Source organism: Bacillus sp. TH19 (assembly GCF_016651075.1).
Classification (GTDB): domain Bacteria; phylum Bacillota; class Bacilli; order Bacillales; family Bacillaceae_G; genus Bacillus_A; species Bacillus_A mycoides.
This window is the reverse complement of record NZ_JAEKEO010000007.1, coordinates 21,304-48,140: the sequence shown is the minus strand read 5'-3', so window position 1 is coordinate 48,140 and position 26,837 is coordinate 21,304. Positions and strand designations below refer to the sequence as shown.

Below are 26,837 nucleotides of genomic sequence, written 5' to 3'. Positions count from 1 at the left end.
GATGGATAATCACGTTTTTTTGGTGTACAATTATAGAATGTGTTGACATTAAGATTGGAAGGTGTACCAACTATGGAAAAGCAAGTGAGAGTGCGCTATGCGCCAAGTCCAACAGGACACTTACATATCGGAAATGCGCGTACGGCATTATTTAATTATTTATTTGCTCGTCATCAAGATGGTAAGTTTATTATTCGTATTGAAGATACTGATGTGAAACGTAATGTTGCTGGTGGAGAAGAAAGCCAATTAAAATACTTGAAATGGCTCGGTATGGACTGGGATGAAGGTGTTGATGTTGGTGGTGAATTTGGACCATATCGTCAAACAGAGCGTTTAGATATTTATAAAAAATTATATAAAGATTTATTAGAGCGTGATTTAGCTTACAAATGTTATATGACAGAAGAAGAGCTAGAAGCAGAGCGTGAAGGTCAAATCGCTCGTGGTGAAACACCGCGTTATGCAGGAAACCACCGTGATTTAACTGAGGAGCAAATTAAAGGATTTGAGGCTGAAGGCCGTATTCCAAGTATTCGCTTCCGTGTGCCGGCTGATAGCGACTACACGTTTAAAGATCTCGTAAAAGATGAAGTTGCATTCCATTCAAATGATTTTGGTGATTTCGTTATCGTGAAAAAAGATGGAATTCCAACTTATAACTTTGCGGTAGCGGTAGATGATCACTTAATGGAGATTACACACGTACTTCGTGGTGATGATCATATTTCAAACACGCCAAAACAAATGATGATTTACGAAGCTTTCGGTTGGGATATCCCGAAGTTCGGTCATATGACTTTAATTGTAAACGAAAGCCGTAAAAAGCTAAGTAAGCGTGACGAATCTATTATTCAATTTATTGAGCAATATAAAGAGCTTGGATATCTTCCAGAAGCAATCTTTAACTTTATTGCATTACTAGGTTGGTCACCAGTAGGTGAAGAAGAAGTCTTCTCTCAAGATGAGTTCATCAAAATGTTTGATGCAGCTCGTTTATCAAAATCACCTGCATTATTTGATTCCCAAAAACTAAAATGGATGAACAACCAATATATGAAAAAACAAGATTTAGATACGGTTGTTGAACTAAGCTTACCGCATTTAGTGAAAGCGGGTCGCGTAGGTGAAAACTTAAGCGAACAAGAACAAGCGTGGGTTCGTGATGTAATTGCTTTATATCATGACCAAATGAGCTTTGGAGCTGAAATTGTAGAGCTTTCTGAAATGTTCTTTAAAGATCATGTTGATCATGAAGAAGAGGGACAAGAAGTATTGAAAGGTGAACAAGTACCTGAAGTACTTCGTGCATTTGCCGATCAATTAGAAGCTTTAGAAGCAATGGAGCCAGCGGCAGTTAAGGCGGCTATTAAAGCAGTTCAAAAAGAAACAGGACATAAAGGTAAAAACCTATTTATGCCAATCCGTGTTGCTACTACTGGACAAACACATGGTCCAGAGCTTCCTAACGCTATTGCTCTTCTTGGAAAAGAAAAAGTTTTAAATCGTATTCAAAAAGTAATTGGTTAACATTTTCTAGGTTTAGCAATATAATAAGTATATCTAAAATCTAATAAGGAAAAGCGACGAGAAGGAGAAGTAGAAAATCAGGCTTTTTACAGAGAGAACCACCCTTAGGCTGGAAGTGGTTTATAAGCGGATTTTTGAAATGCCCCTTCGAGTCTTCTGTTGAACAGCGAAGTATTTCGCGGAACGTCTTAGGGCGCAAAGTAAACAGAAGCGGTGTAAACCGTTATCATGGATGAGTTTGAGGCTTCTTTAGCCTAAACAGAGTGGAACCGCGCTTAAAAGGCGTCTCTGTCTATATGACAGAGGCGTCTTTTTTTTATACCATGTAAATGGTGTGAGTATAAGTTTTATCCCCTTGTATAAAGATTTAGGGGGAAGTGGGGAGTTAGTTCACTCGAAAAAAGCAGCCCATAAAGGGGAGGGAACATCGATGTTTAAGAGGCTTCGGGAAGATATTGAAGTCGTTTTTGAACAGGATCCAGCGGCAAGAAGTTATTTCGAAGTCATTTTAACTTACTCTGGATTACATGCAGTTTGGGCCCATCGAATTGCACATGCTTTTTATAAAAGGAATTTTTTCTTTATGGCACGTTGGATTTCGCAAGTTAGTCGTTTTTTTACTGGCATTGAGATTCATCCAGGAGCAACTATTGGTCGTCGTTTTTTCATTGATCATGGAATGGGGGTTGTGATTGGAGAAACGTGTGAAATTGGCGAAAACGTAACAATTTATCAAGGTGTCACATTAGGTGGTACAGGTAAAGAAAAAGGAAAGAGGCACCCTACAATTCAGGATAATGTATTAATTGCAACAGGTGCTAAAGTACTAGGTTCTATTACTATTGGAGAGAATTCTAAAATTGGAGCAGGATCTGTCGTGTTAAAGGAAGTTCCTGCGCATTCTACAGTTGTAGGTATACCTGGCCGAGTCGTTATTCAAAATGGAGTAAAAATTGGTCAAGAATTAAATCATTCTGATCTTCCGGATCCGATTTTTGATAAATTAAAGGTTATGGAAGTAGAACTTGATAAATTGAGAAAGCAACTCGAAGTAAAGGTAGGAAGGAAGGATAAAAATGACTATTCACATTTATAATACGTTAACGCGTCAAAAAGAAGAGTTTATGCCATTAGAAGAAAATAAGGTAAAGATGTATGTGTGCGGACCTACAGTGTATAACTACATTCACATTGGGAATGCAAGACCACCTATGGTGTTTGATACAGTACGCCGTTATTTAGAATATAAAGGATATGATGTGCAGTATGTATCTAACTTTACTGACGTGGATGATAAATTAATTAAGGCGGCAAACGAATTGGGTGAAGATGTGCCAACAATTGCAGATCGTTTTGTTGAAGCTTACTTTGAAGATGTAACGGCACTAGGTTGCAAACATGCAACGGTTCATCCACGTGTAACGGAAAATATGGATATCATTATTGAATTTATTCAAGAACTTGTGAATAAAGGGTATGCATATGAATCAGAAGGTGATGTGTACTTTAAAACGAAAGAATTCGAAGGTTACGGTAAATTATCACATCAACCGATTGCGGACTTACGTCACGGTGCACGTATTGAAGTAGGAGAAAAGAAACAAGACCCTCTTGATTTTGCTTTATGGAAAGCTGCGAAAGAAGGAGAAATCTTCTGGGAAAGCCCTTGGGGGAAAGGACGCCCAGGGTGGCATATTGAATGCTCAGCAATGGCGCGTAAATATTTAGGGGATACAATTGATATTCATGCTGGTGGTCAAGATTTAGCATTTCCTCATCATGAAAATGAAATTGCGCAGTCTGAGGCGTTGACAGGAAAAACATTTGCACGTTATTGGATGCATAACGGATATATTAATATTAATAACGAGAAGATGTCTAAGTCGCTTGGAAACTTCATTTTAGTTCACGATATCATTAAACAATATGATCCACAGTTAATCAGGTTCTTTATGCTATCGGTACATTACCGTCACCCAATTAACTTTAGCGAGGATTTATTGCAAAGTACTAATAATGGACTAGAAAGAATTAAAACAGCTTACGGTAACTTAAAGCATCGTATGGAAAGTAGTACGGATTTAACGGACCATAATGAAAAATGGTTAGCTGAAATGGAAAAGTTCCAGGTTGCATTCGAAGAAGCGATGGATGATGATTTCAATACGGCTAATGCGATTACTGAATTATATAACGTAGCAAATCACGCAAATCAATATTTGTTAGAAGAACATACTTCTAAAGTTGTAATTGAAGCGTATGTAAAACAACTTGAAACATTATTTAGTATTTTAGGATTAGAATTAGCACAAGAAGAGTTGCTTGATGAAGAAATTGAAGCACTAATCCAAAAGCGTATTGAAGCTCGTCAAAATCGTGACTTCGCACTATCTGATCAAATTCGCGATGATTTAAAAGGACGTAATATTATTTTAGAAGATACCGCTCAAGGTACAAGATGGAAAAGAGGATAAGAATGATTGATGCAAAGCAATTGAACAGCTTAGCTTTAGCATATATGGGTGATGCGGTATATGAGCAATATATCCGCTATCACCTCCTTCAAAAGGGAACAGTTCGCCCTAATCAATTACATCGCTTAGGGACGGGCTTTGTTTCGGCAAAAGCACAGGCGAAAGTTGTTTATCATTTATTAGAAACGGCATTTTTGACAGAAGAGGAAGAGGCGGTATTAAGAAGAGGGCGTAATGCGAATTCGGGTACTGTTCCAAAAAATACAGATGTACAAACATATCGACACAGTACAGCCTTTGAAGCACTAATCGGTTATCATCACTTGTTGAATAATCGTGAAAGATTGGACGAGATTGTATATAAGGCGATTGACGTTTTGGAAGAAAAGGAAGGGAGCACATCATCATGAGTAGTGAATATATTATCGGACGTAACCCTGTAATTGAAGCTTTAAGAGCGGGGAGAGATATTAATAAAATTTTGGTAGCGGAAGGTGCTGCCAAAGGACAAGTGCAAATTGTACTAGCATTAGCAAAAGAGAATAAGGTTATTTTGCAACACGCACCAAAGAAGAAATTAGATCAATTGGTTGAGGGTAATCATCAAGGTGTAATTGCTCAAGTAGCTGCATATCAATATGCTGAGTTAGAGGATTTGTTTAAATTAGCAGAAAAACGCAATGAAGATCCGTTCTTCTTAATTTTAGATGAAATTGAAGACCCGCATAACTTAGGCTCTATTATGCGTACTGCGGATGCAACAGGGGCTCATGGGGTTATTATTCCAAAAAGAAGAGCTGTGGGGCTTACAGCGTCAGTTGCGAAAGCGTCGACTGGGGCAATTGAATATATTCCTGTTGCACGTGTAACAAATTTATCGCGTACAATTGATGAATTAAAAGAACGTGGACTTTGGATTGCTGGTACAGATGCCAAAGGGAAAACAGATTACCGTAATTTAGATGGTAATATGCCAATCGGACTAGTAATTGGTAGTGAAGGAAAAGGTATGAGTCGTATTATTGGTGAAAAGTGTGATTTCCTAATTACTTTACCGATGGTCGGTAAAGTTACATCCTTAAATGCTTCAGTAGCCGCAAGTTTGTTAATGTATGAGGTATATCGTAAACGTCACGAAATTGGTAAATAAAAAATGAACGATATTTTAATCGTTGACGGTTACAACATTATCGGGGCTTGGGGAGACTTGAAGAAACTGCGGGATGTAGATTTACAGTCATCAAGAGACGCACTTATTGATAAGATGGCGGATTATCAAGGGTATACAGGCACAAAGGTAATGATTGTCTTTGATGCCTATACAGTCTATGGTATTGAAAAAAAGATGAAACAATCACGGGTGGAAGTAATATTCACGAGAAAAAATCAAACTGCAGATGAAAAGATAGAACAACTTGCGATTGAGCTTAGAAATATAAATACACAAATATACGTTGCAACTTCGGATTATACGGAGCAGTGGATTATATTTGCGCAAGGTGCACTTCGAAAATCTGCGCGTGAATTAGAGTTAGAAGTGCAAGCGATGGAACAACAAGTAAGAAGGTGTACAAAAGACACGAAAGAAAAGCAACCCGCCATGCGAAAGATATTTAGTGAAGATATTACAGAAAAATTAGAAAAATTAAGAAGAGGAGAGCGTTGAAGCATTGACGCTCTTTATCTTTTTACTGTATAATATTGCTAAATATATAGCGGTCGGAGGGATCAGGGTGGAAGCAGGCTTCGTAAGTGTAGGCGACGTTACATTTCGTGATTTAGAGGATGAGGCAATCGTTGAGTTAGTTCGAAAAGGTAATACTGACGCTCTAGAATATTTAATTCACAAATATAAGAACTTTGTTCGCGCGAAATCAAGATCTTATTTCTTAGTGGGTGCCGATCGAGAAGATATTGTTCAAGAAGGCATGATTGGATTGTTTAAAGCTATTCGTGATTATAAAGGGGACAAGCTGTCTTCGTTCAAAGCATTTGCTGAACTGTGTATCACTCGACAAATTATTACCGCTATTAAAACAGCAACAAGGCAAAAACATATTCCGTTAAATTCGTATGTGTCTTTAGATAAGCCAATTTACGATGAGGAATCTGATCGAACATTATTAGATGTTATTTCGGAATCGAAAGTAACTGATCCAGAAGAGATGATTATAAGTCAGGAAGAATATACAGACATAGAATCTAAAATATCTGAATTATTAAGCGATTTAGAAAGAAAAGTGCTCTCTTTATACTTAGATGGTCGTTCCTATCAAGAAATTTCAGAACAGTTAAACAGGCACGTGAAATCTATTGATAACGCATTGCAGCGTGTAAAAAGGAAATTAGAAAGATATATGGAGATGAGAGAGAGCACAACTTTAAATTCATAGCAAGTGCCGCAGGTGTAAAATAATTCACCTGTTTTCTTTTTGTTAAGAGAGTGAAAGTCATGACATTGACATTGTCTTTTGTTGTATGATACATTTTTAGGGACAATGTTACAAGGTTGGTGTAACTAATGAGGAAAAAAGTTGTACTCTCATGTGAAGAGTGTAAAAATCGAAACTACTCTACGATGAAAGATACGAGCTCAGTAGAGCGACTTGAGATAAAGAAGTTTTGTAAAACATGCAATAAGCATACAGTTCACAAAGAAACAAAATAAATAATTGAAATAATAAACTGGAGGTCCCGTAGATGCGTTTAACGAACTTTTTCGGCGATGTAGGTCGCGAAATGAAAAAAGTAAGTTGGCCTAAAAAAGATGAATTACTCCGATCAACAACGACTGTTATCGCGACAGTTGTGTTCTTTGCGATTTTCTTCGCAGTGGTTGATATGGGCATTTCTTCTTTAATTCGGTTAATTCTTGGTTAATTCTTGAATAAGAAGCACTTATCCATGATATAATGTTATTTATAAGAACTGTGTAAAAGCCCGGTGAACGGGTTTTTTCATTTGCGCAAAAAAATGTACGTCAGGGAGGGAAGGACGCTCGTCCTAAATGAATGGAAAAAAGTTGGTATGTTGTCCATACTTATTCTGGATATGAAAATAAAGTAAAAGCAAACCTAGAGAAACGTGTAGAATCAATGGGTATGCAAGATAAAATTTTCCGTGTTGTTGTCCCGGAAGAAGTAGAAGTAGAAATGAAAAATGGTAAAGAAAAAATAACGAAAAGAAAAGTGTTCCCAGGTTACGTATTAGTAGAACTAATCATGACTGATGATTCTTGGTATGTTGTTCGTAATACGCCAGGTGTAACAGGCTTTGTCGGTTCTTCTGGTTCAGGATCTAAACCATCGCCTCTATTAGAAGAGGAAGTTGTTACCATCATGAAGCATATGGGAATGGACAATGAAGTGGTTGATTTCGAATTTGAACTTCATGAAACAGTGCGTGTAAATGAGGGGCCATTCGCGGATTATACAGGTGCGATTGAAGAAATTGATGTGGAAAAGAAAAAAGTTAGCGTGCTTGTAGACATGTTCGGTCGCGAGACTCCGGTTGAACTTGATTTCCATCAAATTGAAAAATTATAAAATGAAACTTGAAATGAATTGTAAAAAGTGATAATATCTTTTAAGTCAGTACGTCTTCGGTAACGGAGACGTTTTTTGAAAAAGATTTTATCATTATGATAAAATATGAAGTGGGAGGGCAAATCACTGCCCAATTGACCACATCACGGACTTAAGGAGGTGTGTCTCGTGGCTAAAAAGGTAATTAAAATGGTAAAACTTCAGATTCCTGCAGGTAAAGCTAATCCAGCTCCGCCGGTTGGTCCAGCATTAGGACAAGCAGGTGTTAACATCATGGGCTTCTGTAAAGAGTTTAACGCTCGTACAGCTGATCAAGCTGGTCTTATCATCCCTGTTGAAATTACGGTATTTGAGGACCGTTCATTCACTTTCATTACTAAAACTCCTCCTGCTGCTGTTCTTCTTAAGAAAGTAGCTGGTATTGAGTCTGGTTCTGGTGAACCAAACCGTAATAAAGTGGCAACTGTTAAGCGTGATAAAGTACGCGAAATCGCTGAAACTAAAATGCCTGACCTAAACGCTGCTAGCGTAGAAGCTGCAATGCGTATGGTTGAAGGTACTGCGCGCAGTATGGGCATCGTTATCGAAGACTAATTCGATTTGTTTTTTGTAAAAAAGGTTGCGGGTCTGGAATTCCAATTCGCAACCTTTATTATCGTAAATGATCATCATTTTTAAATAAATGGATGGGCGCACATCCTCGGGGGTTCCCGGAATGAAGGCGTAAACGTGGGAGGTTATTCCGCTAAAACCACATTCAAGGAGGAAACAAACATGGCTAAAAGAGGTAAAAAGTACGTTGAAGCTGCGAAGCTTGTTGATCGTGCATCTGCTTACTCTGCAACAGAAGCAGTAGAATTAGTAAAGAAAACAAACACAGCTAAATTTGATGCAACTGTAGAAGCTGCATTCCGTTTAGGTGTTGACCCTAAGAAAGCTGACCAACAAATTCGTGGTGCAGTTGTTCTTCCACACGGTACTGGTAAAGTACAACGTGTATTAGTATTCGCTAAAGGCGAAAAAGCAAAAGAAGCTGAAGCTGCTGGCGCTGAATTCGTAGGCGATGCTGATTACATCGGTAAAATCCAAAAAGGTTGGTTTGATTTCGATGTAGTAGTAGCAACTCCTGACATGATGGGTGAAGTTGGTAAACTTGGTCGTGTATTAGGACCTAAAGGTTTAATGCCAAACCCTAAAACTGGAACAGTTACTTTCGATGTAACTAAAGCTGTTAACGAAATCAAAGCTGGTAAAGTTGAATACCGCGTTGATAAAGCTGGTAACATCCACGTTCCAATCGGTAAAGTATCTTTCGAAGATGCTAAATTAGTAGAAAACTTCAAAACAATTGCTGACACGCTACAAAAAGCTAAGCCAGCTGCTGCAAAAGGTACTTACATGAAGAACGCAACTGTTGCTTCTACAATGGGACCTGGCGTACGCGTAGACGTTTCTACACTTGCGTAAAAATTGGAAGTTGACTTCATAAAGAAGTTTTAATATAATCATTTATGTTGTGAATTTTAATAGTGTACCGTAGACAGTAGGAGTCGATTCGACTTAATTTCCTACCTAGGTGTTAATATACGAAGCGGAATCTTTTTTCTGTGACTATATGCCTCCATGTCTACAAGTTGGGCATGGAGGTTTTTAGTGCACTTTCGGTACATCTTCTATATAATCTACAGGAGGTGTAATAACATGAGCAAAGTAATCGAAACTAAACAACAAGTTGTAACTGAAATCGCTGAAAAACTTCGCGCGAGTAAATCTACAATTGTTGTTGACTACCGTGGTTTAACAGTTTCTGAAGCAACAGAATTACGTAAAAACTTACGTGAAGCTGGCGTTGAGTTCAAAGTTTACAAAAACTCTTTAACTCGTCGTGCTGCAGAGTCTGCTGAAATGGCTGAGTTAAACGAATTCTTAACAGGACCAAACGCAATCGCGTTCAGTAACGAGGATGTAGTTGCTCCTGCGAAAGTATTAAACGACTTCGCTAAAAATCATGAAGCTTTAGAAATTAAAGCGGGCGTAATCGAAGGTAAACTTGTAACACTTGATGAGGTTAAAGCTATCGCTACTCTTCCATCACGTGAAGGCTTACTTTCTATGCTTCTTAGCGTTCTTCAAGCTCCAATCCGTAACCTTGCACTTGCTACTAAAGCAGTTGCAGATCAAAAGGAAGAGCAAGGCGCTTAATTTTTTAAAAGATAATTACTTGTTATCTATAAAACAATACAAACCTATTTAAGGGAGGATATTTACAATGACTAAAGAACAAATCATTGAAGCAGTTAAATCTATGACTGTATTAGAACTTAACGACTTAGTAAAAGCTATCGAGGAAGAATTCGGCGTAACTGCTGCTGCTCCTGTAGCTGTAGCTGGTGGCGCTGGTGAAGCTGCTGCTGAGCAAACTGAATTTGACGTAGTACTTGCAAGTGCTGGCGCTCAAAAAATCAAAGTTATCAAAGCTGTACGTGAAATCACTGGTCTTGGCTTAAAAGAAGCTAAAGAATTAGTTGACAACACTCCAAAAGCAATCAAAGAAGGCGTTACTAAAGAGGAAGCTGAAGAAATGAAAGCTAAACTTGAAGAAGTTGGCGCTGCTGTAGAAGTTAAGTAATTAACTTTTGGTGCTTTAAAAAAAGCTCGCTCTTATGCGAGCTTTTTTTTTAACTGTAAAGAAAAGAGGTGGCCATATGGCAGACCATTATTTTTCTAACGACCCTTCTAGTAAAAGTGATCGTAAACGATGGGAAGTTACACTTCGTGAATCTCGATTTACTTTTTTATCTGACCATGGGGTGTTCTCGAAAAACGAAGTGGACTTTGGTTCTCGTCTTTTAATTGAAGCGTTTCAAATGCCAGATGTTAAAGGTAATGTGTTAGACGTAGGATGTGGGTACGGTCCAATCGGTTTGTCGTTAGCGAAAGAGTTTCAAAATCGTGAAATTCACATGGTGGATGTGAATGAAAGGGCCTTGGGACTTGCAAAAGAAAATGCCGCTAATAACAGAATTGAAAATATACGTATTTTACAAAGTAGTGTCTATGAAAATGTAGATGGCAAGTATGCTGTTATTCTATCTAATCCTCCAATTCGTGCTGGTAAAGATATCGTGCATGAGATTTTAGAAAAGGCTGTGGAGTATTTAGTTTCAGGTGGAGAATTGTGGATTGTTATTCAAAAGAAACAAGGTGCGCCATCTGCGATGAAAAAACTAGAAGAAGTATTTTCTGAAGTTGAAGTTGTAGAAAAGAAAAAAGGATATTATATCATAAAATCAAAAAAGCGTTGACGGTTATTTTTGGCTATGTTAACATTATACAATGCCAATATATGATTTTCTGCGTTGAGAAAGATGTATATTTTTGCTTCTCTTGGAAAAGATAGTAAAATCAGCAGATTATGAAACAGAATGATGGTTTTCTTATAGAAGCCATTTTTCTTTTTTGAGCAGGTAGAAAGACTCAACGTATCTATCTTTAAGAGAAAAAAACTACGCTAATAGCAGTAGTTGTATTTATTTGTGATTTTGCACAAATTTTTTTGTGCATTTATAATACTCATGATTTGAGGGGTGAAGCAGTTGACAGGTCAACTAGTTCAATACGGACGCCACCGCCAACGAAGAAGTTATGCCCGTATTAGTGAAGTATTAGAGTTACCAAATCTTATCGAAATTCAAACCTCTTCTTATCAGTGGTTTCTTGATGAGGGTTTGCGAGAAATGTTCCAAGACATTTCTCCGATCGAAGACTTTACGGGAAATCTATCGCTTGAATTTATCGACTACAGCTTGGGTGAACCTAAATACTCTGTAGAAGAATGCAAAGAGCGTGATGTGACGTATGCAGCACCACTTCGTGTAAAAGTGCGTCTAATCAACAAGGAAACTGGTGAAGTAAAAGAACAAGATGTGTTCATGGGAGATTTCCCACTCATGACAGAGACTGGAACATTCGTAATTAACGGTGCAGAACGTGTTATCGTTTCCCAGTTAGTTCGCTCTCCAAGCGTATACTATAGTGGCAAAGTGGATAAAAACGGAAAACGTGGTTTTACTGCTACTGTAATTCCAAACCGCGGAGCTTGGTTAGAGTATGAAACAGATGCTAAGGATGTTGTATATGTGCGTATTGACCGTACGCGTAAACTTCCTGTAACTGTTTTGTTACGCGCATTAGGGTTTGGCTCTGATCAAGAAATCACCGAGCTTTTAGGTGATAACGAATACTTAAGCAATACGTTAGAAAAAGACAACACAGATAGCACAGAGAAAGCATTGCTTGAAATTTATGAGCGTCTACGCCCTGGTGAACCACCAACAGTAGAAAATGCAAAGAGCTTACTTGTGTCTCGTTTCTTTGATCCGAAGCGCTACGATTTAGCAAATGTAGGTCGCTATAAGATCAACAAAAAGCTACACATTAAAAACAGATTGTTTAACCAACGTTTAGCTGAAACACTGGTGGATCCAGAAACTGGTGAAATTTTAGCGGCAGAAGGAACAGTCTTAGATCGTCGTACACTGGATCGCATTCTACCTTACTTAGAGAAAAACATTGGATTCAAAACAGCGAAACCAATGGGTGGAGTGGTAGCAGGCGATGTTGAGCTGCAATCTATTAAGATTTATGCTCCAGAATCAGAAGGCGAACGATCTATAAACGTAATTGGGAATGCAAATATTACTCGTGATATAAAACACATCACACCAGGTGATATTCTTGCTTCTATTAGCTACTTCTTTAACTTGCTATATAAAGTAGGGGATACAGATGATATTGACCACTTAGGAAATCGTCGTCTGCGTTCTGTAGGAGAGTTACTACAAAACCAATTCCGTATCGGTCTTTCTCGTATGGAACGTGTTGTTCGTGAGAGAATGTCGATTCAAGATACAAATGCAATTACACCACAAGCGTTAATTAACATTCGCCCGGTTATTGCATCTATTAAAGAGTTCTTCGGAAGTTCTCAGTTATCTCAGTTCATGGATCAAACAAACCCATTAGCAGAGCTAACTCACAAACGAAGACTATCTGCATTAGGACCCGGTGGTTTAACGCGTGAGCGCGCAGGCTTTGAAGTACGTGACGTTCACTACTCTCACTATGGTCGTATGTGTCCAATTGAAACGCCAGAGGGACCAAACATCGGTTTGATTAACTCATTATCTTCGTTTGCGAAAGTAAATGAGTTTGGTTTCATTGAAACGCCATACCGTCGTGTTGACCCAGAAACTGGTCTTGTAACAGGGCAGGTTGATTATTTAACAGCAGATGAAGAAGATAACTATGTTGTAGCCCAAGCGAATATGAAATTATCTGAAGTAGGGGAATTCCTTGATGAAGATATCGTAGCTCGTTTCCGTGGTGAAAACATTGTCACAAATAAAGAACGCATCGACTACATGGATGTATCTCCAAAACAAGTAGTGTCGGCAGCGACAGCTTGTATTCCGTTCTTAGAAAACGATGACTCTAACCGCGCACTTATGGGAGCGAACATGCAACGTCAGGCGGTTCCGTTAATAAATCCGGAATCTCCGATTGTAGGTACAGGTATGGAGTACGTATCAGCAAAAGACTCAGGTGCTGCAGTAATCTGTAAACAGCCTGGTGTTGTTGAGCGCGTAGAAGCACGTGAAGTTTGGGTACGTCGCTATGTAGACGTTGACGGTCAAACAGTAAAAGGCGACTTAGATCGCTACAAAATGCAAAAATTCATTCGTTCTAACCAAGGAACTTGCTACAACCAACGTCCAATCGTAAGTGTTGGAGACCAAGTTGTAAAAGGTGAAATCCTTGCGGATGGTCCTTCTATGGAACTAGGTGAACTGGCGCTTGGACGTAACGTGCTTGTTGGCTTTATGACATGGGACGGTTATAACTATGAGGATGCGATCATCATGAGTGAGCGCCTTGTAAAAGATGATGTGTACACTTCTATCCATATTGAAGAATATGAATCAGAAGCTCGTGATACGAAGCTTGGACCAGAAGAAATTACACGTGATATCCCGAATGTTGGAGAAGATGCACTTCGTAATCTTGACGAGCGCGGTATTATTCGCGTCGGTGCTGAAGTAAAAGATGGAGATCTACTTGTTGGTAAAGTAACGCCAAAAGGTGTAACAGAATTAACGGCAGAAGAACGTCTATTACATGCAATCTTCGGTGAAAAAGCACGTGAAGTACGTGATACATCACTACGTGTACCACACGGTGGTGGCGGTATTATCTTAGACGTAAAAGTGTTTAACCGTGAAGATGGCGATGAATTGCCACCAGGCGTGAATCAACTTGTACGTGCATATATCGTTCAAAAGCGTAAAATTTCTGAAGGTGACAAAATGGCCGGTCGTCATGGTAACAAAGGTGTTATCTCCCGTATTTTACCGGAAGAAGATATGCCTTACTTACCAGATGGTACGCCAATCGATATCATGTTAAACCCATTAGGGGTACCATCTCGTATGAATATCGGTCAGGTATTAGAGCTTCATCTTGGTATGGCAGCAAGATACCTTGGTATTCACATTGCAACACCGGTATTCGATGGTGCTCGTGAGGAAGATGTATGGGGCACAATTGAAGAAGCTGGTATGGCAAATGACGCGAAAACAATCCTGTATGACGGACGTACTGGTGAGCCATTCGATAACCGTGTATCTGTTGGTGTCATGTATATGATCAAACTTGCGCACATGGTTGACGATAAACTTCATGCTCGTTCTACTGGACCATACTCACTTGTAACGCAGCAACCTCTTGGAGGTAAAGCTCAGTTCGGTGGACAGCGTTTCGGTGAGATGGAGGTTTGGGCACTTGAAGCTTATGGTGCTGCTTATACTCTTCAAGAAATCTTAACAGTGAAGTCTGATGATGTTATTGGACGTGTTAAGACGTATGAAGCAATTGTTAAAGGTGAAAATGTTCCAGAACCAGGCGTTCCTGAATCATTCAAAGTATTGATTAAAGAACTGCAAAGTTTAGGTATGGACGTTAAAATGATGTCTATCAACGATACAGAAATTGAAATGCGTGATACGGAAGATGACGATGATCATCAATCAGCAGATAAATTGAATGTTGAAGTTGAGACAACTAAGGAATAATTGGGATAACCTGTAGACTAAAAGGGAGGTAGGCCCCTTGATAGATGTAAATAACTTTGAATATATGAAGATTGGACTTGCTTCACCTGACAAGATTCGTTCTTGGTCATACGGTGAAGTTAAGAAACCAGAAACAATTAACTATCGTACGTTAAAGCCTGAAAAAGATGGCTTGTTCTGTGAGCGTATTTTCGGACCACAAAAGGACTGGGAATGTCATTGCGGGAAATATAAACGTGTACGTTATAAAGGTGTAGTTTGTGATCGATGTGGCGTTGAAGTAACGCGTGCAAAAGTTCGTCGTGAACGTATGGGTCATATCGAATTAGCTGCTCCTGTATCTCATATTTGGTATTTCAAAGGTATCCCGAGCCGCATGGGACTTGTCTTAGACATGTCCCCTCGCGCGCTTGAAGAAGTAATTTATTTCGCTTCTTATGTTGTAACAGAAAGTGGAGATACACCACTTGATAAGAAGCAATTACTTTCTGAAAAAGAATACCGTGCATATCGTGATCGATATGGCAGTACATTCCATGCTGCTATGGGTGCAGAAGCGATTAAAAAATTACTGCAAGACATCGATTTAGATAAAGAAGTAGACTTCTTAAAAGAAGAATTAAAAACAGCACAAGGACAACGCCGTACTCGTGCTATTAAACGTCTAGAAGTATTAGAAGCATTCCGTAACTCTGGAAATCACCCATCTTGGATGATCTTAGAGGTTCTTCCAGTTATCCCACCAGAACTACGCCCAATGGTACAGTTAGATGGTGGACGTTTTGCTACTTCTGACTTAAACGACTTATATCGTCGTGTAATTAACCGTAACAACCGTTTAAAACGTCTATTGGACTTAGGTGCACCAAGCATTATCGTTCAAAACGAAAAACGTATGTTACAAGAAGCTGTAGACGCATTAATCGATAATGGTCGCCGTGGCCGTCCAGTTACTGGACCAGGTAACCGTCCATTAAAATCACTATCTCACATGCTTAAAGGTAAACAAGGACGTTTCCGTCAAAACTTATTAGGTAAACGTGTTGACTACTCTGGCCGTTCTGTAATCGTTGTAGGACCGAACTTAAAGATGTACCAATGTGGATTGCCGAAAGAAATGGCACTTGAATTGTTTAAACCTTTCGTTATGAAAGAGTTAGTTGGAAAAGGATTAGCACACAACATTAAGAGTGCTAAACGTAAAATCGAGCGTGTACACCCTGAAGTTTGGGACGTTTTAGAATCTGTGATCAAAGAGCATCCAGTGCTTCTAAACCGCGCACCAACACTTCACCGTCTTGGTATCCAGGCGTTTGAACCTACACTAGTAGAAGGTCGTGCAATCCGTCTTCACCCACTTGTATGTACTGCATACAACGCGGACTTTGACGGTGACCAAATGGCGGTTCACGTTCCGTTATCATCAGAGGCACAAGCAGAAGCTCGTATCCTTATGTTAGCGGCACAAAACATCTTGAATCCAAAAGACGGAAAACCAGTTGTTACTCCATCTCAGGATATGGTATTAGGTAACTATTACTTAACACTTGAGCGCGAGGGTGCAATCGGTGAAGGTATGGTCTTCAAAGATGCAAACGAAGCAATACTTGCATACCAAAATGGATATGTACATCTGCACACACGTGTTGCAGTTGCTGCGAGTTCGGTAAATAATGTAACGTTTACTGAAGAGCAAAAGAGTAAGCTTCTATTAACAACAGTTGGTAAATTAATATTTAACGAAATCTTACCAGAGTCGTTCCCTTATATTAATGAACCAACAAACTCAAACCTTGAAAAAGAAACACCAGCGGAATATTTCGTTGAAAAAGGTGCGAACATTAAAGAAATTATTGCTAGTCGCGAAGAAGTGGCACCATTTAGCAAGAAAATCCTTGGTAATATTATTGCGGAAGTATTCAAACGTTTCCAAATTACAGAAACGTCTCGCATGCTTGACCGTATGAAAAACTTAGGATTTAAATACTCTACAAAAGCTGGTATTACAGTTGGGGTATCAGATATTCTTGTATTAGGTGAAAAAGATGAAATTCTCCATGAAGCACAAGCAAAAGTAGATAATGTAATTAAACAATTCCGTCGCGGTTTAATCACGGAAGAAGAACGTTACGATCGCGTTATCTCTATTTGGAGTAATGCAAAAGATGTTATCCAAGGAAAGCTGATGAAATCCTTGAATAAACGCAACCCAATCTTCATGATGAGTGATTCCGGTGCCCGTGGTAACGCATCGAACTTTACTCAGCTTGCTGGTATGCGTGGTCTGATGGCCAATCCATCTGGTCGTATCATTGAGCTTCCGATCAAATCGAGTTTCCGTGAAGGTTTAACAGTACTTGAGTACTTCATCTCTACGCATGGTGCGCGTAAAGGTCTTGCCGATACAGCACTTAAAACTGCCGATTCTGGTTACTTAACACGTCGTCTTGTAGACGTTGCACAAGATGTAATTGTTCGTCAAGATGATTGTGGAACAGATCGCGGTTTACTAATTGGTGCGATTAAAGAGGGTAATGAAGTTATTGAGTCACTATATGATCGTCTTGTTGGACGTTTTGCAAGAAAAACTGTAAAACATCCTGAAACAGGTGAAGTATTAGTTGTTGAAAATCAATTAATTACTGAAGATATTGCTCATATCGTTGAAAAGTCGGGTGTTGAAACTGTAAACATTCGTTCAGCGTTTACGTGTAATACTCGCCATGGTGTATGTAAGAAGTGTTACGGTCGTAACTTAGCAACTGGTACAGACGTAGAAGTAGGAGAAGCGGTAGGTATTATCGCAGCTCAATCTATCGGTGAGCCAGGTACACAGTTAACGATGCGTACGTTCCATACAGGTGGGGTTGCCGGGGATGATATCACACAAGGTTTACCTCGTATCCAAGAGATCTTCGAAGCTCGTAATCCGAAGGGTCAGGCAGTTATCAGTGAAATTGACGGTGTTATCGCAGCGATCAACGATGTTAAAGATCGCCAAGAAGTAGTTGTACAGGGTGAAGTTGAAGCTCGTACGTATGCTATTCCTTACGGTGCTCGTCTGAAAGTAACTCTAGGACAGCCAATTAGCCACGGTAAAGAGTTAACAGAAGGTTCTATTGATCCGAAGGAATTACTAAAAGTAACGGACATTACAGCAGTTCAAGAATACTTATTACGTGAAGTTCAAAAAGTATACCGTATGCAAGGGGTAGAAATTGGTGACAAACACGTAGAAGTAATGGTACGTCAAATGCTACGTAAAGTTCGTGTAAGTGATGCGGGTGAAACAGATGTATTACCAGGAACATTACTAGATATCCATCAGTTTACTGATGCGAATGCGAAGGTGTTACTGAAAGGTAAACAACCAGCAACGGCTAGACCGGTTCTACTTGGTATTACAAAAGCTTCACTTGAGACAGATTCGTTCTTATCTGCGGCGTCATTCCAAGAAACAACTCGTGTTCTAACAGATGCAGCAATTAAGGGTAAACGCGATGAGCTTCTAGGATTGAAAGAGAATGTTATTATCGGTAAGCTTGTTCCTGCTGGAACAGGTATGAATCGTTATCGCAAAGTGGATCTTGTAAAAACAACACAAGATAACATGAATGTAGAAAACGATGAAGTTTATGTGGAACAGTAAAATTTTCCGTCGTAAATTTTGTATAAAAACAGCTGATCCTAGTTGACATTGTATGAGACAAAATGTTACTATAATCAAGGTTGCTCCTGAATGATGCTTTGGAGGATATTTAAATGTCTTATCAAAAAGTGTCAAATGCTGAAAATGTAGTCGTTGGTCATAAACGAACATTGGAAGCAATCAAAAATGGTATAGTTAAAGAAGTTGTTATTGCGGAAGATGCTGATGTGCGGTTAACCCATGTTATCATTCGTACTGCCTTGCAACATAACATACCCATAACCAAAGTTGAATCAGTTCGTAAGCTTGGAAAAGTTTCGGGGATTCAAGTGGGAGCTTCAGCAATAGGAATAATAAGTTAAAACTGTTTTTGTGAGGAGAGAGCATTTGCTCTTCCTTGCAAAAACTTTGTTTTCAACTAATAATGAACCACCTGGATATGTGGTCATACAAACATGCGAAGGGAGGATAATCAAATGCCTACTATTAACCAATTAGTGAGAAATGGTCGTACTGATAAAGTATGGAAGTCTAAATCACCTGCGTTAAACAAAGGTTTTAATTCTTTAAAGAAAAAATCAACTGATATCTCTGCACCTCAAAAACGTGGTGTGTGTACTCGTGTTGGTACAATGACTCCGAAGAAACCGAACTCAGCGTTACGTAAATACGCTCGTGTACGTTTAACAAACGGTATTGAAGTTACAGCTTACATCCCAGGTATCGGTCATAACCTACAAGAGCATAGCGTAGTATTAATTCGCGGTGGTCGAGTAAAGGATTTACCAGGGGTACGTTACCACATCGTTCGTGGTGCGCTTGATACAGCTGGTGTTGACAAACGTATGCAAGGACGTTCTAAATATGGTACTAAGCGACCAAAACCTGCTAAAAAATAATAAACTTATAATGAAAGGAGGAACTCAATATGCCTCGTAAAGGACCTGTTGCGAAACGTGACGTGTTACCAGATCCAATGTACAATTCTAAACTTGTAACACGCCTAATCAACAAAATGATGGTTGACGGTAAAAAAGGTAAATCTCAAACAATTCTTTATAACGCTTTCGATATCGTTCGTGAACGTTCAGATAAAGAACCAATGGAAGTATTCGAGCAAGCTCTTAAGAACATCATGCCTGTTCTTGAAGTACGCGCTCGTCGTGTTGGTGGTGCTAACTACCAAGTTCCAGTTGAGGTTCGTCCAGAACGTCGTACAACTTTAGGTCTTCGCTGGTTAGTAAACTATGCTCGTCTTCGTGGTGAAAAAACTATGGAAGAGCGTCTAGCTTACGAAATCTTAGATGCAGCTAACAACGCTGGTGCATCTGTTAAGAAACGTGAAGACACTCATAAAATGGCAGAAGCTAACAAAGCATTTGCTCATTACCGTTGGTAGGATTCAACGTAAAATAAATGTAAGCATAAACCGCTTTATTTGTCGCTTATGGAAGTGTGGAGAGGGAGAATGCCTCTCCCTTTCGTTGGGCGCTCGTTTTACATAATGAGGGTACTGGACACTGGCATATGTAACAATATAAAGTGGCTTTTTTGCTACTTAAAATAAAATAATCCAATCCATATATGGAAGGAGCAAGACACCAAATGACTAGAGAGTTCTCTTTAGAAAACACTCGTAATATTGGTATCATGGCTCACATCGATGCTGGTAAAACAACAGCAACTGAGCGTATTCTGTATTACACAGGACGTATTCATAAAATCGGTGAAACTCATGAAGGTGCATCTCAGATGGACTGGATGGAGCAAGAGCAAGAACGTGGTATCACAATTACTTCTGCTGCAACTACAGCACAATGGAAAGGTCACCGTGTAAATATCATTGACACTCCAGGACACGTAGATTTCACAGTAGAAGTAGAACGTTCTTTACGCGTACTTGATGGCGCAGTAGCAGTACTTGATGCACAATCTGGTGTAGAACCACAAACAGAAACTGTTTGGCGTCAGGCTACTACTTATGGTGTACCTCGTATCGTATTCGTTAACAAAATGGATAAGATTGGTGCAGATTTCTTATACTCTGTAGGAACAATCCACGATCGTTTACAAGCAAACGCACATCCAATTCAGTTACCAATCGGTGCTGAAGATGAGTTCAATGGTATCATTGACCTTGTTGAAGAGTGTGCTTACATGTACGCTAACGATTTAGGAACAGACATCGAGCGTGTCGAAATTCCTGAAGAGCATAAAGAATTAGCTGAAGAATACCGTGGAAAACTTATTGAAGCGGTAGCTGAGCTTGATGAAGAAATGATGATGAAGTACCTAGAAGGTGAAGAAATCACTGTAGAAGAGCTTAAAGCTGGTATCCGTAAGGCTACAACTTCTGTAGAATTCTTCCCAGTAATCTGTGGTTCTGCATTCAAAAATAAAGGTGTTCAAATTCTGTTAGACGCAGTTATCGACTACCTACCATCTCCATTAGATGTACCTGCTATTAAAGGTACTCTTCCGGATACAGATGAAGCTATCGAGCGTAAGTCTAGCGATGAAGAACCATTCGCAGCTTTAGCATTCAAAATCATGACTGATCCTTATGTTGGTAAGTTAACGTTCTTCCGTGTGTACTCTGGTGTGTTAAACTCTGGATCATACGTGAAAAACTCAACTAAAGGTAAGCGTGAGCGTGTAGGTCGTATCCTACAAATGCACGCTAACAGCCGTGAAGAGATTTCAACAGTTTACGCTGGTGATATCGCTGCTGCTGTAGGTTTAAAAGATACTACTACTGGTGATACTCTTTGTGACGAGAAGAGCCTTGTTATCCTTGAGTCTATGGAATTCCCAGAACCAGTTATCTCTGTAGCTATCGAACCAAAATCTAAAGCTGACCAAGATAAAATGGGTACAGCATTATCTAAGCTTTCTGAAGAAGATCCAACATTCCGTGCTCACACTGACCAAGAAACTGGCCAAACAATCATCGCTGGTATGGGTGAACTTCACCTTGATATCATCGTTGACCGTATGCGCCGTGAATTCAAAGTGGAAGCAAACGTTGGTGCTCCTCAGGTAGCATACCGTGAGACTTTCCGCGCTGCTGCGAAAGTTGAAGGTAAGTTCGCTCGTCAATCTGGTGGTCGTGGACAATTCGGTCACGTTTGGATTGAGTTTGAACCTAATGAAGAAGGTAAAGGTTTTGAATTCCAAAACAAAATCGTCGGCGGTGTAGTTCCACGTGAATACATCCCAGCTGTTGGAGCGGGTCTTGAAGACTCACTTAAAAATGGTGTACTAGCTGGTTACCCACTAGTTGACATCAAAGCTGCGTTAGTTGACGGATCTTACCATGATGTCGATTCATCTGAGATGGCGTTCAAAATCGCTGCATCTATGGCGCTTAAAGCTGCGGTTTCTAAATGTAGCCCAGTAATTCTTGAGCCAATGATGAAAGTTGAAGTTGTAATTCCTGAAGAGTACATGGGTGACATTATGGGCGACGTAACATCTCGTCGTGGACGTGTAGAAGGTATGGAAGCTCGCGGTAACGCTCAAGTTGTTCGCGCTATGGTTCCACTTTCTGAAATGTTCGGTTATGCAACGGCATTACGTTCTAACACTCAAGGACGCGGAACATTCTCAATGACATTTGATCATTATGAAGAAGTACCGAAGTCTGTTTCTGAAGAAATTATTAAAAAAAATAAAGGTGAATAATTGATTTTTATCGATTGTTCAAGTATAACTACTTATGTAAGCTTAGAAAGTGAGACGCAAGTTTCACTTTCTAGTCTAAATATAAAATAACCCATATAAACTAAGGAGGAATTTAGAATGGCTAAAGCTAAATTCGAACGTTCTAAACCCCATGTTAACATCGGTACAATCGGCCACGTTGACCATGGTAAAACTACATTAACTGCTGCGATCACTACAGTTCTTGCAAAAGCTGGTGGTGCTGAAGCACGCGGATACGATCAAATCGACGCTGCTCCAGAAGAAAGAGAGCGCGGAATCACAATCTCAACTGCACACGTTGAGTACGAAACTGAAACTCGTCACTATGCACACGTTGACTGCCCAGGTCATGCTGACTATGTTAAAAACATGATCACTGGTGCTGCTCAAATGGACGGCGGTATCTTAGTAGTATCTGCTGCTGATGGTCCAATGCCTCAAACACGTGAGCACATCCTTCTTTCTCGTCAAGTAGGTGTTCCTTACATCGTTGTATTCTTAAACAAATGCGACATGGTAGATGACGAAGAATTATTAGAATTAGTAGAAATGGAAGTTCGCGACCTATTATCTGAATACGGATTCCCAGGCGACGATATTCCTGTAATTAAAGGTTCTGCTCTTAAAGCTCTTCAAGGAGAAGCTGAGTGGGAAGAAAAAATTATCGAATTAATGACTGAAGTTGATGCTTACATCCCAACTCCAGAACGTGAAACTGACAAACCATTCTTAATGCCTATCGAGGATGTATTCTCTATCACAGGTCGTGGTACAGTTGCAACTGGTCGTGTTGAGCGTGGAATCGTTAAAGTTGGTGACGTAGTAGAAATCATCGGTCTTGCTGAAGAGAATGCTACTACAACTGTAACTGGTGTAGAAATGTTCCGTAAGCTTCTTGACCAAGCTCAAGCTGGAGACAACATCGGTGCTCTACTTCGTGGGGTTGCTCGTGAAGACATCCAACGTGGACAAGTTCTTGCTAAAACTGGCTCTGTAAAAGCACACGCTAAATTCAAAGCTGAGGTTTTCGTATTATCTAAAGAAGAAGGTGGACGTCATACTCCATTCTTCGCTAACTACCGTCCACAGTTCTACTTCCGTACAACTGACGTAACTGGAATCATCCAATTACCAGAAGGTACTGAAATGGTAATGCCTGGTGACAACATCGAAATGACTATCGAACTTATCGCTCCAATCGCTATCGAAGAGGGAACTAAATTCTCTATTCGTGAAGGTGGACGTACAGTAGGTTACGGTGTAGTTGCTACAATCGTTGCTGAGTAGTCTTTAATTAGATTATTAAAAACTCAAGGGATTCTCCCTTGAGTTTTTTTATTGCTTATTACTATAGAAGAAAGAGGTGTATTTTCTATTTTTGGATGAGTTTCTTCTATAGTATATAAAACGAAAAATAACACCCAAAAACTGTAAGTTGAATAAGAGTAGATGAAAACTTGATATTCTTTAAAGTGCCATGTATAATAGCAAAAGTAGAGAAAAGCAGATGCGAACAAAAAGATGCTTGCATCTAGACGAATAACATTGTATAATAGACAATGTTGGTCTTTGACTGCGATGAAGTGGAAGGTTGCTGACACACCCGGCCGCTTTGCCATGGCATGGTGTGGGGAAATTTCCATGGAGAAGGTCTATTTTAGAAATAGGCGAACGAAGGAGGGAAAATAATGGCAAAAGAAAAAATTCGTATCCGTTTAAAAGCTTATGATCACCGTATTCTTGATCAATCAGCTGAGAAAATTGTAGAAACAGCTAAGCGTTCTGGGGCAACAGTTTCTGGTCCGATCCCATTACCAACTGAGAAGACTATTTACACAATTCTTCGTGCTGTTCATAAGTACAAAGATTCTCGTGAACAATTCGAAATGCGCACACACAAACGTCTAATCGACATCGTGAGTCCTACTCCGCAAACAGTAGATTCATTAATGCGTTTAGATTTACCATCTGGTGTAGATATCGAAATCAAACTATAATTCATATAACTTAAAAATGTAGGAGGTGTAACTCATGACCAAAGGAATCTTAGGAAGAAAGATCGGTATGACTCAAGTATTTGCTGAGAACGGTGAGTTAATCCCAGTAACGGTAATCGCTGCTAATCCAAACGTTGTTCTTCAAAAGAAAACAACTGAAACTGATGGCTACAACGCAATTCAGTTAGGATTTGAAGATAAACGTGAAAAGTTAACTAACAAACCTGAACAAGGCCACACTGCTAAAGCATCTACAACTCCTAAGCGCTTCATTCGCGAAATCCGCGATGCAGACGTGGACGGATTAGAGGTTGGTCAAGAGGTAAAAGTTGAAGTTTTCGCTGCAGGTGAAATCGTTGACGTAACAGGAATTTCTAAAGGTAAAGGTTTCCAAGGTGTTATTAAACGCCACGGACAATCTCGCGGACCTATGTCTCATGGTTCTCGCTATCACCGTCGTCCAGGTTCAATGGGGCCAGTTGCTCCGAACCGTGTATTCAAAGGCAAAAAACTTGCTGGACGTATGGGTGGAGACCAAGTTACTATCCAAAACTTAGAAATCGTTCAAGTTGACACTGAGCGCAACTTATTACTAGTAAAAGGTAACGTTCCAGGTGCTAAGAAATCTCTTGTAGTTGTTCAAGGCGCTGTGAAGGTTAGCAAATAATTCACAATAGGAAGGAGGAATTCCAATGCCAAAAGTTACTGTATATAACCAAACTGGTTCACAGGTTGGTGAAATCGAATTAGCTGAAGCTATTTTCGGTATCGAACCAAATGAAGCTGTACTATTTGAAGCTGTAATGATGCAACGTGCATCTTTACGTCAAGGTACACACAAAGTAAAAACTCGTTCTGAAGTTCGTGGTGGTGGTCGTAAACCATGGCGTCAAAAAGGAACTGGACGTGCTCGTCAAGGTTCTATCCGCTCTCCTCAATGGCGTGGTGGTGGTACGGTATTCGGACCTACACCAAGAAGCTATGCGTACAAACTTCCTAAGAAAGTTCGTCGTTTAGCAATCAAATCTGCATTAGCTACTAAAGTAGTTGAGAACAACATTGTAGTTCTTGAGGACCTAGTGTTAAATGCACCAAAAACAAAAGACATGGTAGCAGTACTTAAAGGATTAACTGTTGAGAAGAAAGCTCTTATCGTAACTGCTGATGCAAACGAATCTGTAGAGTTATCTGCTCGCAATATCCCTGGAGTAACAGTAATCACTGCTGATGGCGTAAACGTGCTAGATGTGCTTCATCATGATAAGCTAATCATGACAAAAGCGGCAGTGGAAAAAGTAGAGGAGGTGCTTGCATAATGAGAGATCCTCGTGATATCATTAAGCGCCCAGTTATCACTGAACGTTCTATGGAAATGATGGCTGAAAAAAAATACACGTTCGACGTGGACGTTAAATCTAATAAAACAGAGGTTAAAGACGCTATAGAAGCGATCTTTGGTGTTAATGTAGACAAAGTAAATATCATGAACTACAAGCCGAAAGCAAAACGTGTTGGTCGTCACGCTGGTTTTACTAGCCGTCGTCGTAAAGCAATCGTTAAGCTAACTGCTGACAGCAAAGAAATCGAAATCTTCCAAGGCGTTTAATTCTTACTAAAGAAGGAGGGAAATTGAGATGGGAATTAAAAAGTATAATCCAACTACTAACGGTCGTCGTAACATGACTACGAATGATTTCGCTGAAATCACGACTGACAGACCAGAAAAGTCTTTACTTGCTCCTTTAAGCAAAAAGGCTGGTCGTAATAACCAAGGTAAAATTACTGTACGTCATCAAGGTGGCGGACATAAGCGTCAATACCGTATCATCGACTTTAAGCGTAACAAAGATGGAATTCCAGGACGCGTTGCTACGATCGAATACGATCCAAACCGCTCTGCGAATATCGCATTAATTAACTACGTTGACGGTGAAAAACGTTACATTCTTGCTCCTAAAACTTTAGAAGTAGGTATGGAAGTTATGTCTGGCCCTGAAGCTGACATTAAAATCGGTAACGCATTACCATTAATCAACATTCCAGTAGGTACTGTTGTTCATAATATCGAGCTTAAGCCTGGTCGTGGAGGACAATTAGTCCGTTCTGCTGGTACGTCTGCTCAAGTACTTGGTAAAGAAGGAAAATACGTACTTGTACGTTTAACTTCTGGTGAAGTACGTTTAGTATTATCTGCTTGTCGCGCTTCAATCGGTCAAGTTGGTAACGAACAACACGAACTTATCAAAATCGGTAAAGCAGGTCGCTCTCGCTGGTTAGGTAAGCGCCCAACAGTTCGTGGTTCTGTAATGAACCCGGTTGATCACCCACACGGTGGTGGTGAAGGACGCTCTCCAATCGGACGTAAGTCTCCAATGTCTCCATGGGGTAAACCAACTCTTGGATTCAAGACTCGTAAGAAAAACAAAGCGTCTGATAAATTTATCGTTCGTCGTCGTAAAAAATAATGGGATTGTAGTACGGTTCATTTCAAGAACCGTACGCCAATCACGAAGGGAGGCACCAAAATGGCTCGTAGCTTAAAAAAAGGACCATTTGTCGATGATCACTTAATGAACAAAATGGAAAAATTAGTTGCATCTGAGCAAAAACAAGTTGTTAAAACTTGGTCTCGCCGTTCAACAATCTTCCCTCAGTTCATCGGACATACAATTGCTGTATATGATGGTCGTAAACACGTACCTGTGTACATCACTGAGGATATGGTTGGCCATAAGTTAGGTGAATTCGCACCAACTCGTACGTATAAAGGTCACCTTGCTGACGATAAGAAAACTAGAAGATAATGA

General features: G+C 39.7%; 28 protein-coding genes and 2 other annotated features. All 28 genes read left to right on the top strand.

Annotation, left to right across the window (positions count from 1 at the left end; translation table 11 throughout):
• Positions 1 to 72: 72 nt before the first annotated feature.
• The 28 genes from gltX (at position 73) to rpsS (ending at position 26,834) form a co-directional block, all read left to right on the top strand.
• Positions 73 to 1,530 carry a glutamate--tRNA ligase gene (gene gltX / locus JFU54_RS03960; RefSeq protein ID WP_002091496.1) on the top strand — a complete coding sequence of 486 codons (1,458 nt, stop codon included), beginning with the start codon at positions 73 to 75 and terminating at the stop codon, positions 1,528 to 1,530.
• A gap of 47 nt (positions 1,531 to 1,577) precedes the next feature.
• Positions 1,578 to 1,823, top strand: a binding site (T-box leader).
• Positions 1,824 to 1,960: 137 nt separating this feature from the next.
• Positions 1,961 to 2,626: a serine O-acetyltransferase gene (gene cysE, locus JFU54_RS03955; protein ID WP_002091498.1), complete on the top strand. Its 666-nt coding sequence runs from the start codon at positions 1,961 to 1,963 to the stop codon at positions 2,624 to 2,626.
• Entirely contained in the window at positions 2,607 to 4,004 is a 1,398-nt protein-coding gene (gene cysS / locus JFU54_RS03950) for a cysteine--tRNA ligase (RefSeq protein WP_002091500.1), read from the top strand. Before cysE ends, cysS begins: the two co-directional genes overlap by 20 nt.
• A gap of 2 nt (positions 4,005 to 4,006) precedes the next feature.
• The gene (locus JFU54_RS03945; RefSeq protein ID WP_002009804.1) at positions 4,007 to 4,414 is read left to right on the top strand and encodes a Mini-ribonuclease 3; all 408 of its coding nucleotides are present in this window, start codon (positions 4,007 to 4,009) and stop codon (positions 4,412 to 4,414) included.
• Positions 4,411 to 5,154, top strand: coding sequence for a 23S rRNA (guanosine(2251)-2'-O)-methyltransferase RlmB (rlmB, locus tag JFU54_RS03940; protein WP_002091503.1), 744 nt, complete (start codon positions 4,411 to 4,413; stop codon positions 5,152 to 5,154). Before JFU54_RS03945 ends, rlmB begins: the two co-directional genes overlap by 4 nt.
• A 3-nt stretch (positions 5,155 to 5,157) precedes the next feature.
• Entirely contained in the window at positions 5,158 to 5,670 is a 513-nt protein-coding gene (locus tag JFU54_RS03935; RefSeq protein WP_002009801.1) for an NYN domain-containing protein, read from the top strand.
• Positions 5,671 to 5,737: 67 nt separating this feature from the next.
• A complete protein-coding gene (locus JFU54_RS03930; protein WP_002009799.1) occupies positions 5,738 to 6,397 on the top strand; it encodes an RNA polymerase factor sigma-70 in 660 nt (219 codons plus the stop codon).
• Positions 6,398 to 6,525: 128 nt separating this feature from the next.
• The gene (rpmG, locus tag JFU54_RS03925) at positions 6,526 to 6,672 is read left to right on the top strand and encodes a 50S ribosomal protein L33 (RefSeq protein WP_012260172.1); all 147 of its coding nucleotides are present in this window, start codon (positions 6,526 to 6,528) and stop codon (positions 6,670 to 6,672) included.
• Between the two features lie 32 nt (positions 6,673 to 6,704).
• Positions 6,705 to 6,884, top strand: coding sequence for a preprotein translocase subunit SecE (secE, locus tag JFU54_RS03920; protein WP_002009797.1), 180 nt, complete (start codon positions 6,705 to 6,707; stop codon positions 6,882 to 6,884).
• A 131-nt stretch (positions 6,885 to 7,015) separates the two neighbouring features.
• Positions 7,016 to 7,549, top strand: a complete 534-nt coding sequence (gene nusG, locus JFU54_RS03915; protein WP_002009795.1) for a transcription termination/antitermination protein NusG — start codon at positions 7,016 to 7,018, stop codon at positions 7,547 to 7,549.
• A gap of 168 nt (positions 7,550 to 7,717) precedes the next feature.
• The gene (gene rplK / locus JFU54_RS03910; RefSeq protein ID WP_001085872.1) at positions 7,718 to 8,143 is read left to right on the top strand and encodes a 50S ribosomal protein L11; all 426 of its coding nucleotides are present in this window, start codon (positions 7,718 to 7,720) and stop codon (positions 8,141 to 8,143) included.
• 180 nt (positions 8,144 to 8,323) lie between these two features.
• The gene (rplA, locus tag JFU54_RS03905) at positions 8,324 to 9,016 is read left to right on the top strand and encodes a 50S ribosomal protein L1 (RefSeq protein ID WP_002009792.1); all 693 of its coding nucleotides are present in this window, start codon (positions 8,324 to 8,326) and stop codon (positions 9,014 to 9,016) included.
• A 49-nt stretch (positions 9,017 to 9,065) separates the two neighbouring features.
• Positions 9,066 to 9,211 (top strand) — a sequence feature (ribosomal protein L10 leader region).
• Between the two features lie 39 nt (positions 9,212 to 9,250).
• Positions 9,251 to 9,751, top strand: a complete 501-nt coding sequence (gene rplJ / locus JFU54_RS03900) for a 50S ribosomal protein L10 (protein ID WP_002009790.1) — start codon at positions 9,251 to 9,253, stop codon at positions 9,749 to 9,751.
• A gap of 67 nt (positions 9,752 to 9,818) precedes the next feature.
• Positions 9,819 to 10,178 (top strand): 50S ribosomal protein L7/L12, encoded by a 360-nt coding sequence (gene rplL / locus JFU54_RS03895; protein WP_002009788.1) that lies wholly within the window; start codon positions 9,819 to 9,821, stop codon positions 10,176 to 10,178.
• 76 nt (positions 10,179 to 10,254) lie between these two features.
• Positions 10,255 to 10,854 carry a class I SAM-dependent methyltransferase gene (locus JFU54_RS03890; protein ID WP_002124684.1) on the top strand — a complete coding sequence of 200 codons (600 nt, stop codon included), beginning with the start codon at positions 10,255 to 10,257 and terminating at the stop codon, positions 10,852 to 10,854.
• Between the two features lie 291 nt (positions 10,855 to 11,145).
• Positions 11,146 to 14,679 carry a DNA-directed RNA polymerase subunit beta gene (gene rpoB / locus JFU54_RS03885; RefSeq protein ID WP_002113316.1) on the top strand — a complete coding sequence of 1,178 codons (3,534 nt, stop codon included), beginning with the start codon at positions 11,146 to 11,148 and terminating at the stop codon, positions 14,677 to 14,679.
• Between the two features lie 37 nt (positions 14,680 to 14,716).
• Positions 14,717 to 18,328 carry a DNA-directed RNA polymerase subunit beta' gene (rpoC, locus tag JFU54_RS03880; protein ID WP_002009783.1) on the top strand — a complete coding sequence of 1,204 codons (3,612 nt, stop codon included), beginning with the start codon at positions 14,717 to 14,719 and terminating at the stop codon, positions 18,326 to 18,328.
• Positions 18,329 to 18,441: 113 nt separating this feature from the next.
• Complete coding sequence (locus tag JFU54_RS03875) at positions 18,442 to 18,690, top strand: 50S ribosomal protein L7ae-like protein (RefSeq protein WP_000121833.1); 249 nt, start codon at positions 18,442 to 18,444, stop codon at positions 18,688 to 18,690.
• A gap of 114 nt (positions 18,691 to 18,804) precedes the next feature.
• The gene (gene rpsL / locus JFU54_RS03870) at positions 18,805 to 19,227 is read left to right on the top strand and encodes a 30S ribosomal protein S12 (protein ID WP_001142341.1); all 423 of its coding nucleotides are present in this window, start codon (positions 18,805 to 18,807) and stop codon (positions 19,225 to 19,227) included.
• A gap of 29 nt (positions 19,228 to 19,256) precedes the next feature.
• Positions 19,257 to 19,727: a 30S ribosomal protein S7 gene (gene rpsG / locus JFU54_RS03865; RefSeq protein ID WP_001137492.1), complete on the top strand. Its 471-nt coding sequence runs from the start codon at positions 19,257 to 19,259 to the stop codon at positions 19,725 to 19,727.
• 206 nt (positions 19,728 to 19,933) lie between these two features.
• Positions 19,934 to 22,012: an elongation factor G gene (fusA, locus tag JFU54_RS03860; RefSeq protein ID WP_002113318.1), complete on the top strand. Its 2,079-nt coding sequence runs from the start codon at positions 19,934 to 19,936 to the stop codon at positions 22,010 to 22,012.
• Between the two features lie 117 nt (positions 22,013 to 22,129).
• Positions 22,130 to 23,320 carry an elongation factor Tu gene (gene tuf / locus JFU54_RS03855; protein WP_002009778.1) on the top strand — a complete coding sequence of 397 codons (1,191 nt, stop codon included), beginning with the start codon at positions 22,130 to 22,132 and terminating at the stop codon, positions 23,318 to 23,320.
• 401 nt (positions 23,321 to 23,721) lie between these two features.
• Positions 23,722 to 24,030, top strand: a complete 309-nt coding sequence (gene rpsJ, locus JFU54_RS03850) for a 30S ribosomal protein S10 (RefSeq protein WP_001040595.1) — start codon at positions 23,722 to 23,724, stop codon at positions 24,028 to 24,030.
• A 34-nt stretch (positions 24,031 to 24,064) separates the two neighbouring features.
• Positions 24,065 to 24,697 (top strand): 50S ribosomal protein L3, encoded by a 633-nt coding sequence (gene rplC / locus JFU54_RS03845; RefSeq protein WP_000160209.1) that lies wholly within the window; start codon positions 24,065 to 24,067, stop codon positions 24,695 to 24,697.
• 25 nt (positions 24,698 to 24,722) lie between these two features.
• Entirely contained in the window at positions 24,723 to 25,346 is a 624-nt protein-coding gene (gene rplD / locus JFU54_RS03840) for a 50S ribosomal protein L4 (protein ID WP_001127261.1), read from the top strand.
• Positions 25,346 to 25,636: a 50S ribosomal protein L23 gene (gene rplW / locus JFU54_RS03835; RefSeq protein ID WP_001205557.1), complete on the top strand. Its 291-nt coding sequence runs from the start codon at positions 25,346 to 25,348 to the stop codon at positions 25,634 to 25,636. Before rplD ends, rplW begins: the two co-directional genes overlap by 1 nt.
• Positions 25,637 to 25,664: 28 nt before the next feature.
• Positions 25,665 to 26,495, top strand: coding sequence for a 50S ribosomal protein L2 (gene rplB / locus JFU54_RS03830; protein WP_000511584.1), 831 nt, complete (start codon positions 25,665 to 25,667; stop codon positions 26,493 to 26,495).
• A gap of 60 nt (positions 26,496 to 26,555) precedes the next feature.
• Positions 26,556 to 26,834, top strand: a complete 279-nt coding sequence (rpsS, locus tag JFU54_RS03825) for a 30S ribosomal protein S19 (RefSeq protein WP_000124452.1) — start codon at positions 26,556 to 26,558, stop codon at positions 26,832 to 26,834.
• Positions 26,835 to 26,837 lie beyond the last annotated feature (3 nt).

What these genes read in the sequence shown, in the direction of transcription:
- cysE (WP_002091498.1), top strand. Translation starts at nt 1,961, where the DNA reads ATGTTTAAGAGGCTTCGGGAAGATATTGAAGTCGTTTTTGAACAGGAT.
- rplJ (WP_002009790.1), top strand. Translation starts at nt 9,251, where the DNA reads ATGAGCAAAGTAATCGAAACTAAACAACAAGTTGTAACTGAAATCGCT.
- JFU54_RS03875 (WP_000121833.1), top strand. Translation starts at nt 18,442, where the DNA reads ATGTCTTATCAAAAAGTGTCAAATGCTGAAAATGTAGTCGTTGGTCAT.
- rplD (WP_001127261.1), top strand. Translation starts at nt 24,723, where the DNA reads ATGCCAAAAGTTACTGTATATAACCAAACTGGTTCACAGGTTGGTGAA.
- secE (WP_002009797.1), top strand. Translation starts at nt 6,705, where the DNA reads ATGCGTTTAACGAACTTTTTCGGCGATGTAGGTCGCGAAATGAAAAAA.
- JFU54_RS03945 (WP_002009804.1), top strand. Translation starts at nt 4,007, where the DNA reads ATGATTGATGCAAAGCAATTGAACAGCTTAGCTTTAGCATATATGGGT.
- rlmB (WP_002091503.1), top strand. Translation starts at nt 4,411, where the DNA reads ATGAGTAGTGAATATATTATCGGACGTAACCCTGTAATTGAAGCTTTA.
- gltX (WP_002091496.1), top strand. Translation starts at nt 73, where the DNA reads ATGGAAAAGCAAGTGAGAGTGCGCTATGCGCCAAGTCCAACAGGACAC.
- rpsS (WP_000124452.1), top strand. Translation starts at nt 26,556, where the DNA reads ATGGCTCGTAGCTTAAAAAAAGGACCATTTGTCGATGATCACTTAATG.
- rplC (WP_000160209.1), top strand. Translation starts at nt 24,065, where the DNA reads ATGACCAAAGGAATCTTAGGAAGAAAGATCGGTATGACTCAAGTATTT.
- rpsG (WP_001137492.1), top strand. Translation starts at nt 19,257, where the DNA reads ATGCCTCGTAAAGGACCTGTTGCGAAACGTGACGTGTTACCAGATCCA.
- rpsL (WP_001142341.1), top strand. Translation starts at nt 18,805, where the DNA reads ATGCCTACTATTAACCAATTAGTGAGAAATGGTCGTACTGATAAAGTA.
- JFU54_RS03935 (WP_002009801.1), top strand. Translation starts at nt 5,158, where the DNA reads ATGAACGATATTTTAATCGTTGACGGTTACAACATTATCGGGGCTTGG.
- fusA (WP_002113318.1), top strand. Translation starts at nt 19,934, where the DNA reads ATGACTAGAGAGTTCTCTTTAGAAAACACTCGTAATATTGGTATCATG.
- JFU54_RS03890 (WP_002124684.1), top strand. Translation starts at nt 10,255, where the DNA reads ATGGCAGACCATTATTTTTCTAACGACCCTTCTAGTAAAAGTGATCGT.
- cysS (WP_002091500.1), top strand. Translation starts at nt 2,607, where the DNA reads ATGACTATTCACATTTATAATACGTTAACGCGTCAAAAAGAAGAGTTT.
- rpsJ (WP_001040595.1), top strand. Translation starts at nt 23,722, where the DNA reads ATGGCAAAAGAAAAAATTCGTATCCGTTTAAAAGCTTATGATCACCGT.
- nusG (WP_002009795.1), top strand. Translation starts at nt 7,016, where the DNA reads ATGGAAAAAAGTTGGTATGTTGTCCATACTTATTCTGGATATGAAAAT.
- tuf (WP_002009778.1), top strand. Translation starts at nt 22,130, where the DNA reads ATGGCTAAAGCTAAATTCGAACGTTCTAAACCCCATGTTAACATCGGT.
- rplA (WP_002009792.1), top strand. Translation starts at nt 8,324, where the DNA reads ATGGCTAAAAGAGGTAAAAAGTACGTTGAAGCTGCGAAGCTTGTTGAT.
- rpmG (WP_012260172.1), top strand. Translation starts at nt 6,526, where the DNA reads ATGAGGAAAAAAGTTGTACTCTCATGTGAAGAGTGTAAAAATCGAAAC.
- rplW (WP_001205557.1), top strand. Translation starts at nt 25,346, where the DNA reads ATGAGAGATCCTCGTGATATCATTAAGCGCCCAGTTATCACTGAACGT.
- rplB (WP_000511584.1), top strand. Translation starts at nt 25,665, where the DNA reads ATGGGAATTAAAAAGTATAATCCAACTACTAACGGTCGTCGTAACATG.
- rplL (WP_002009788.1), top strand. Translation starts at nt 9,819, where the DNA reads ATGACTAAAGAACAAATCATTGAAGCAGTTAAATCTATGACTGTATTA.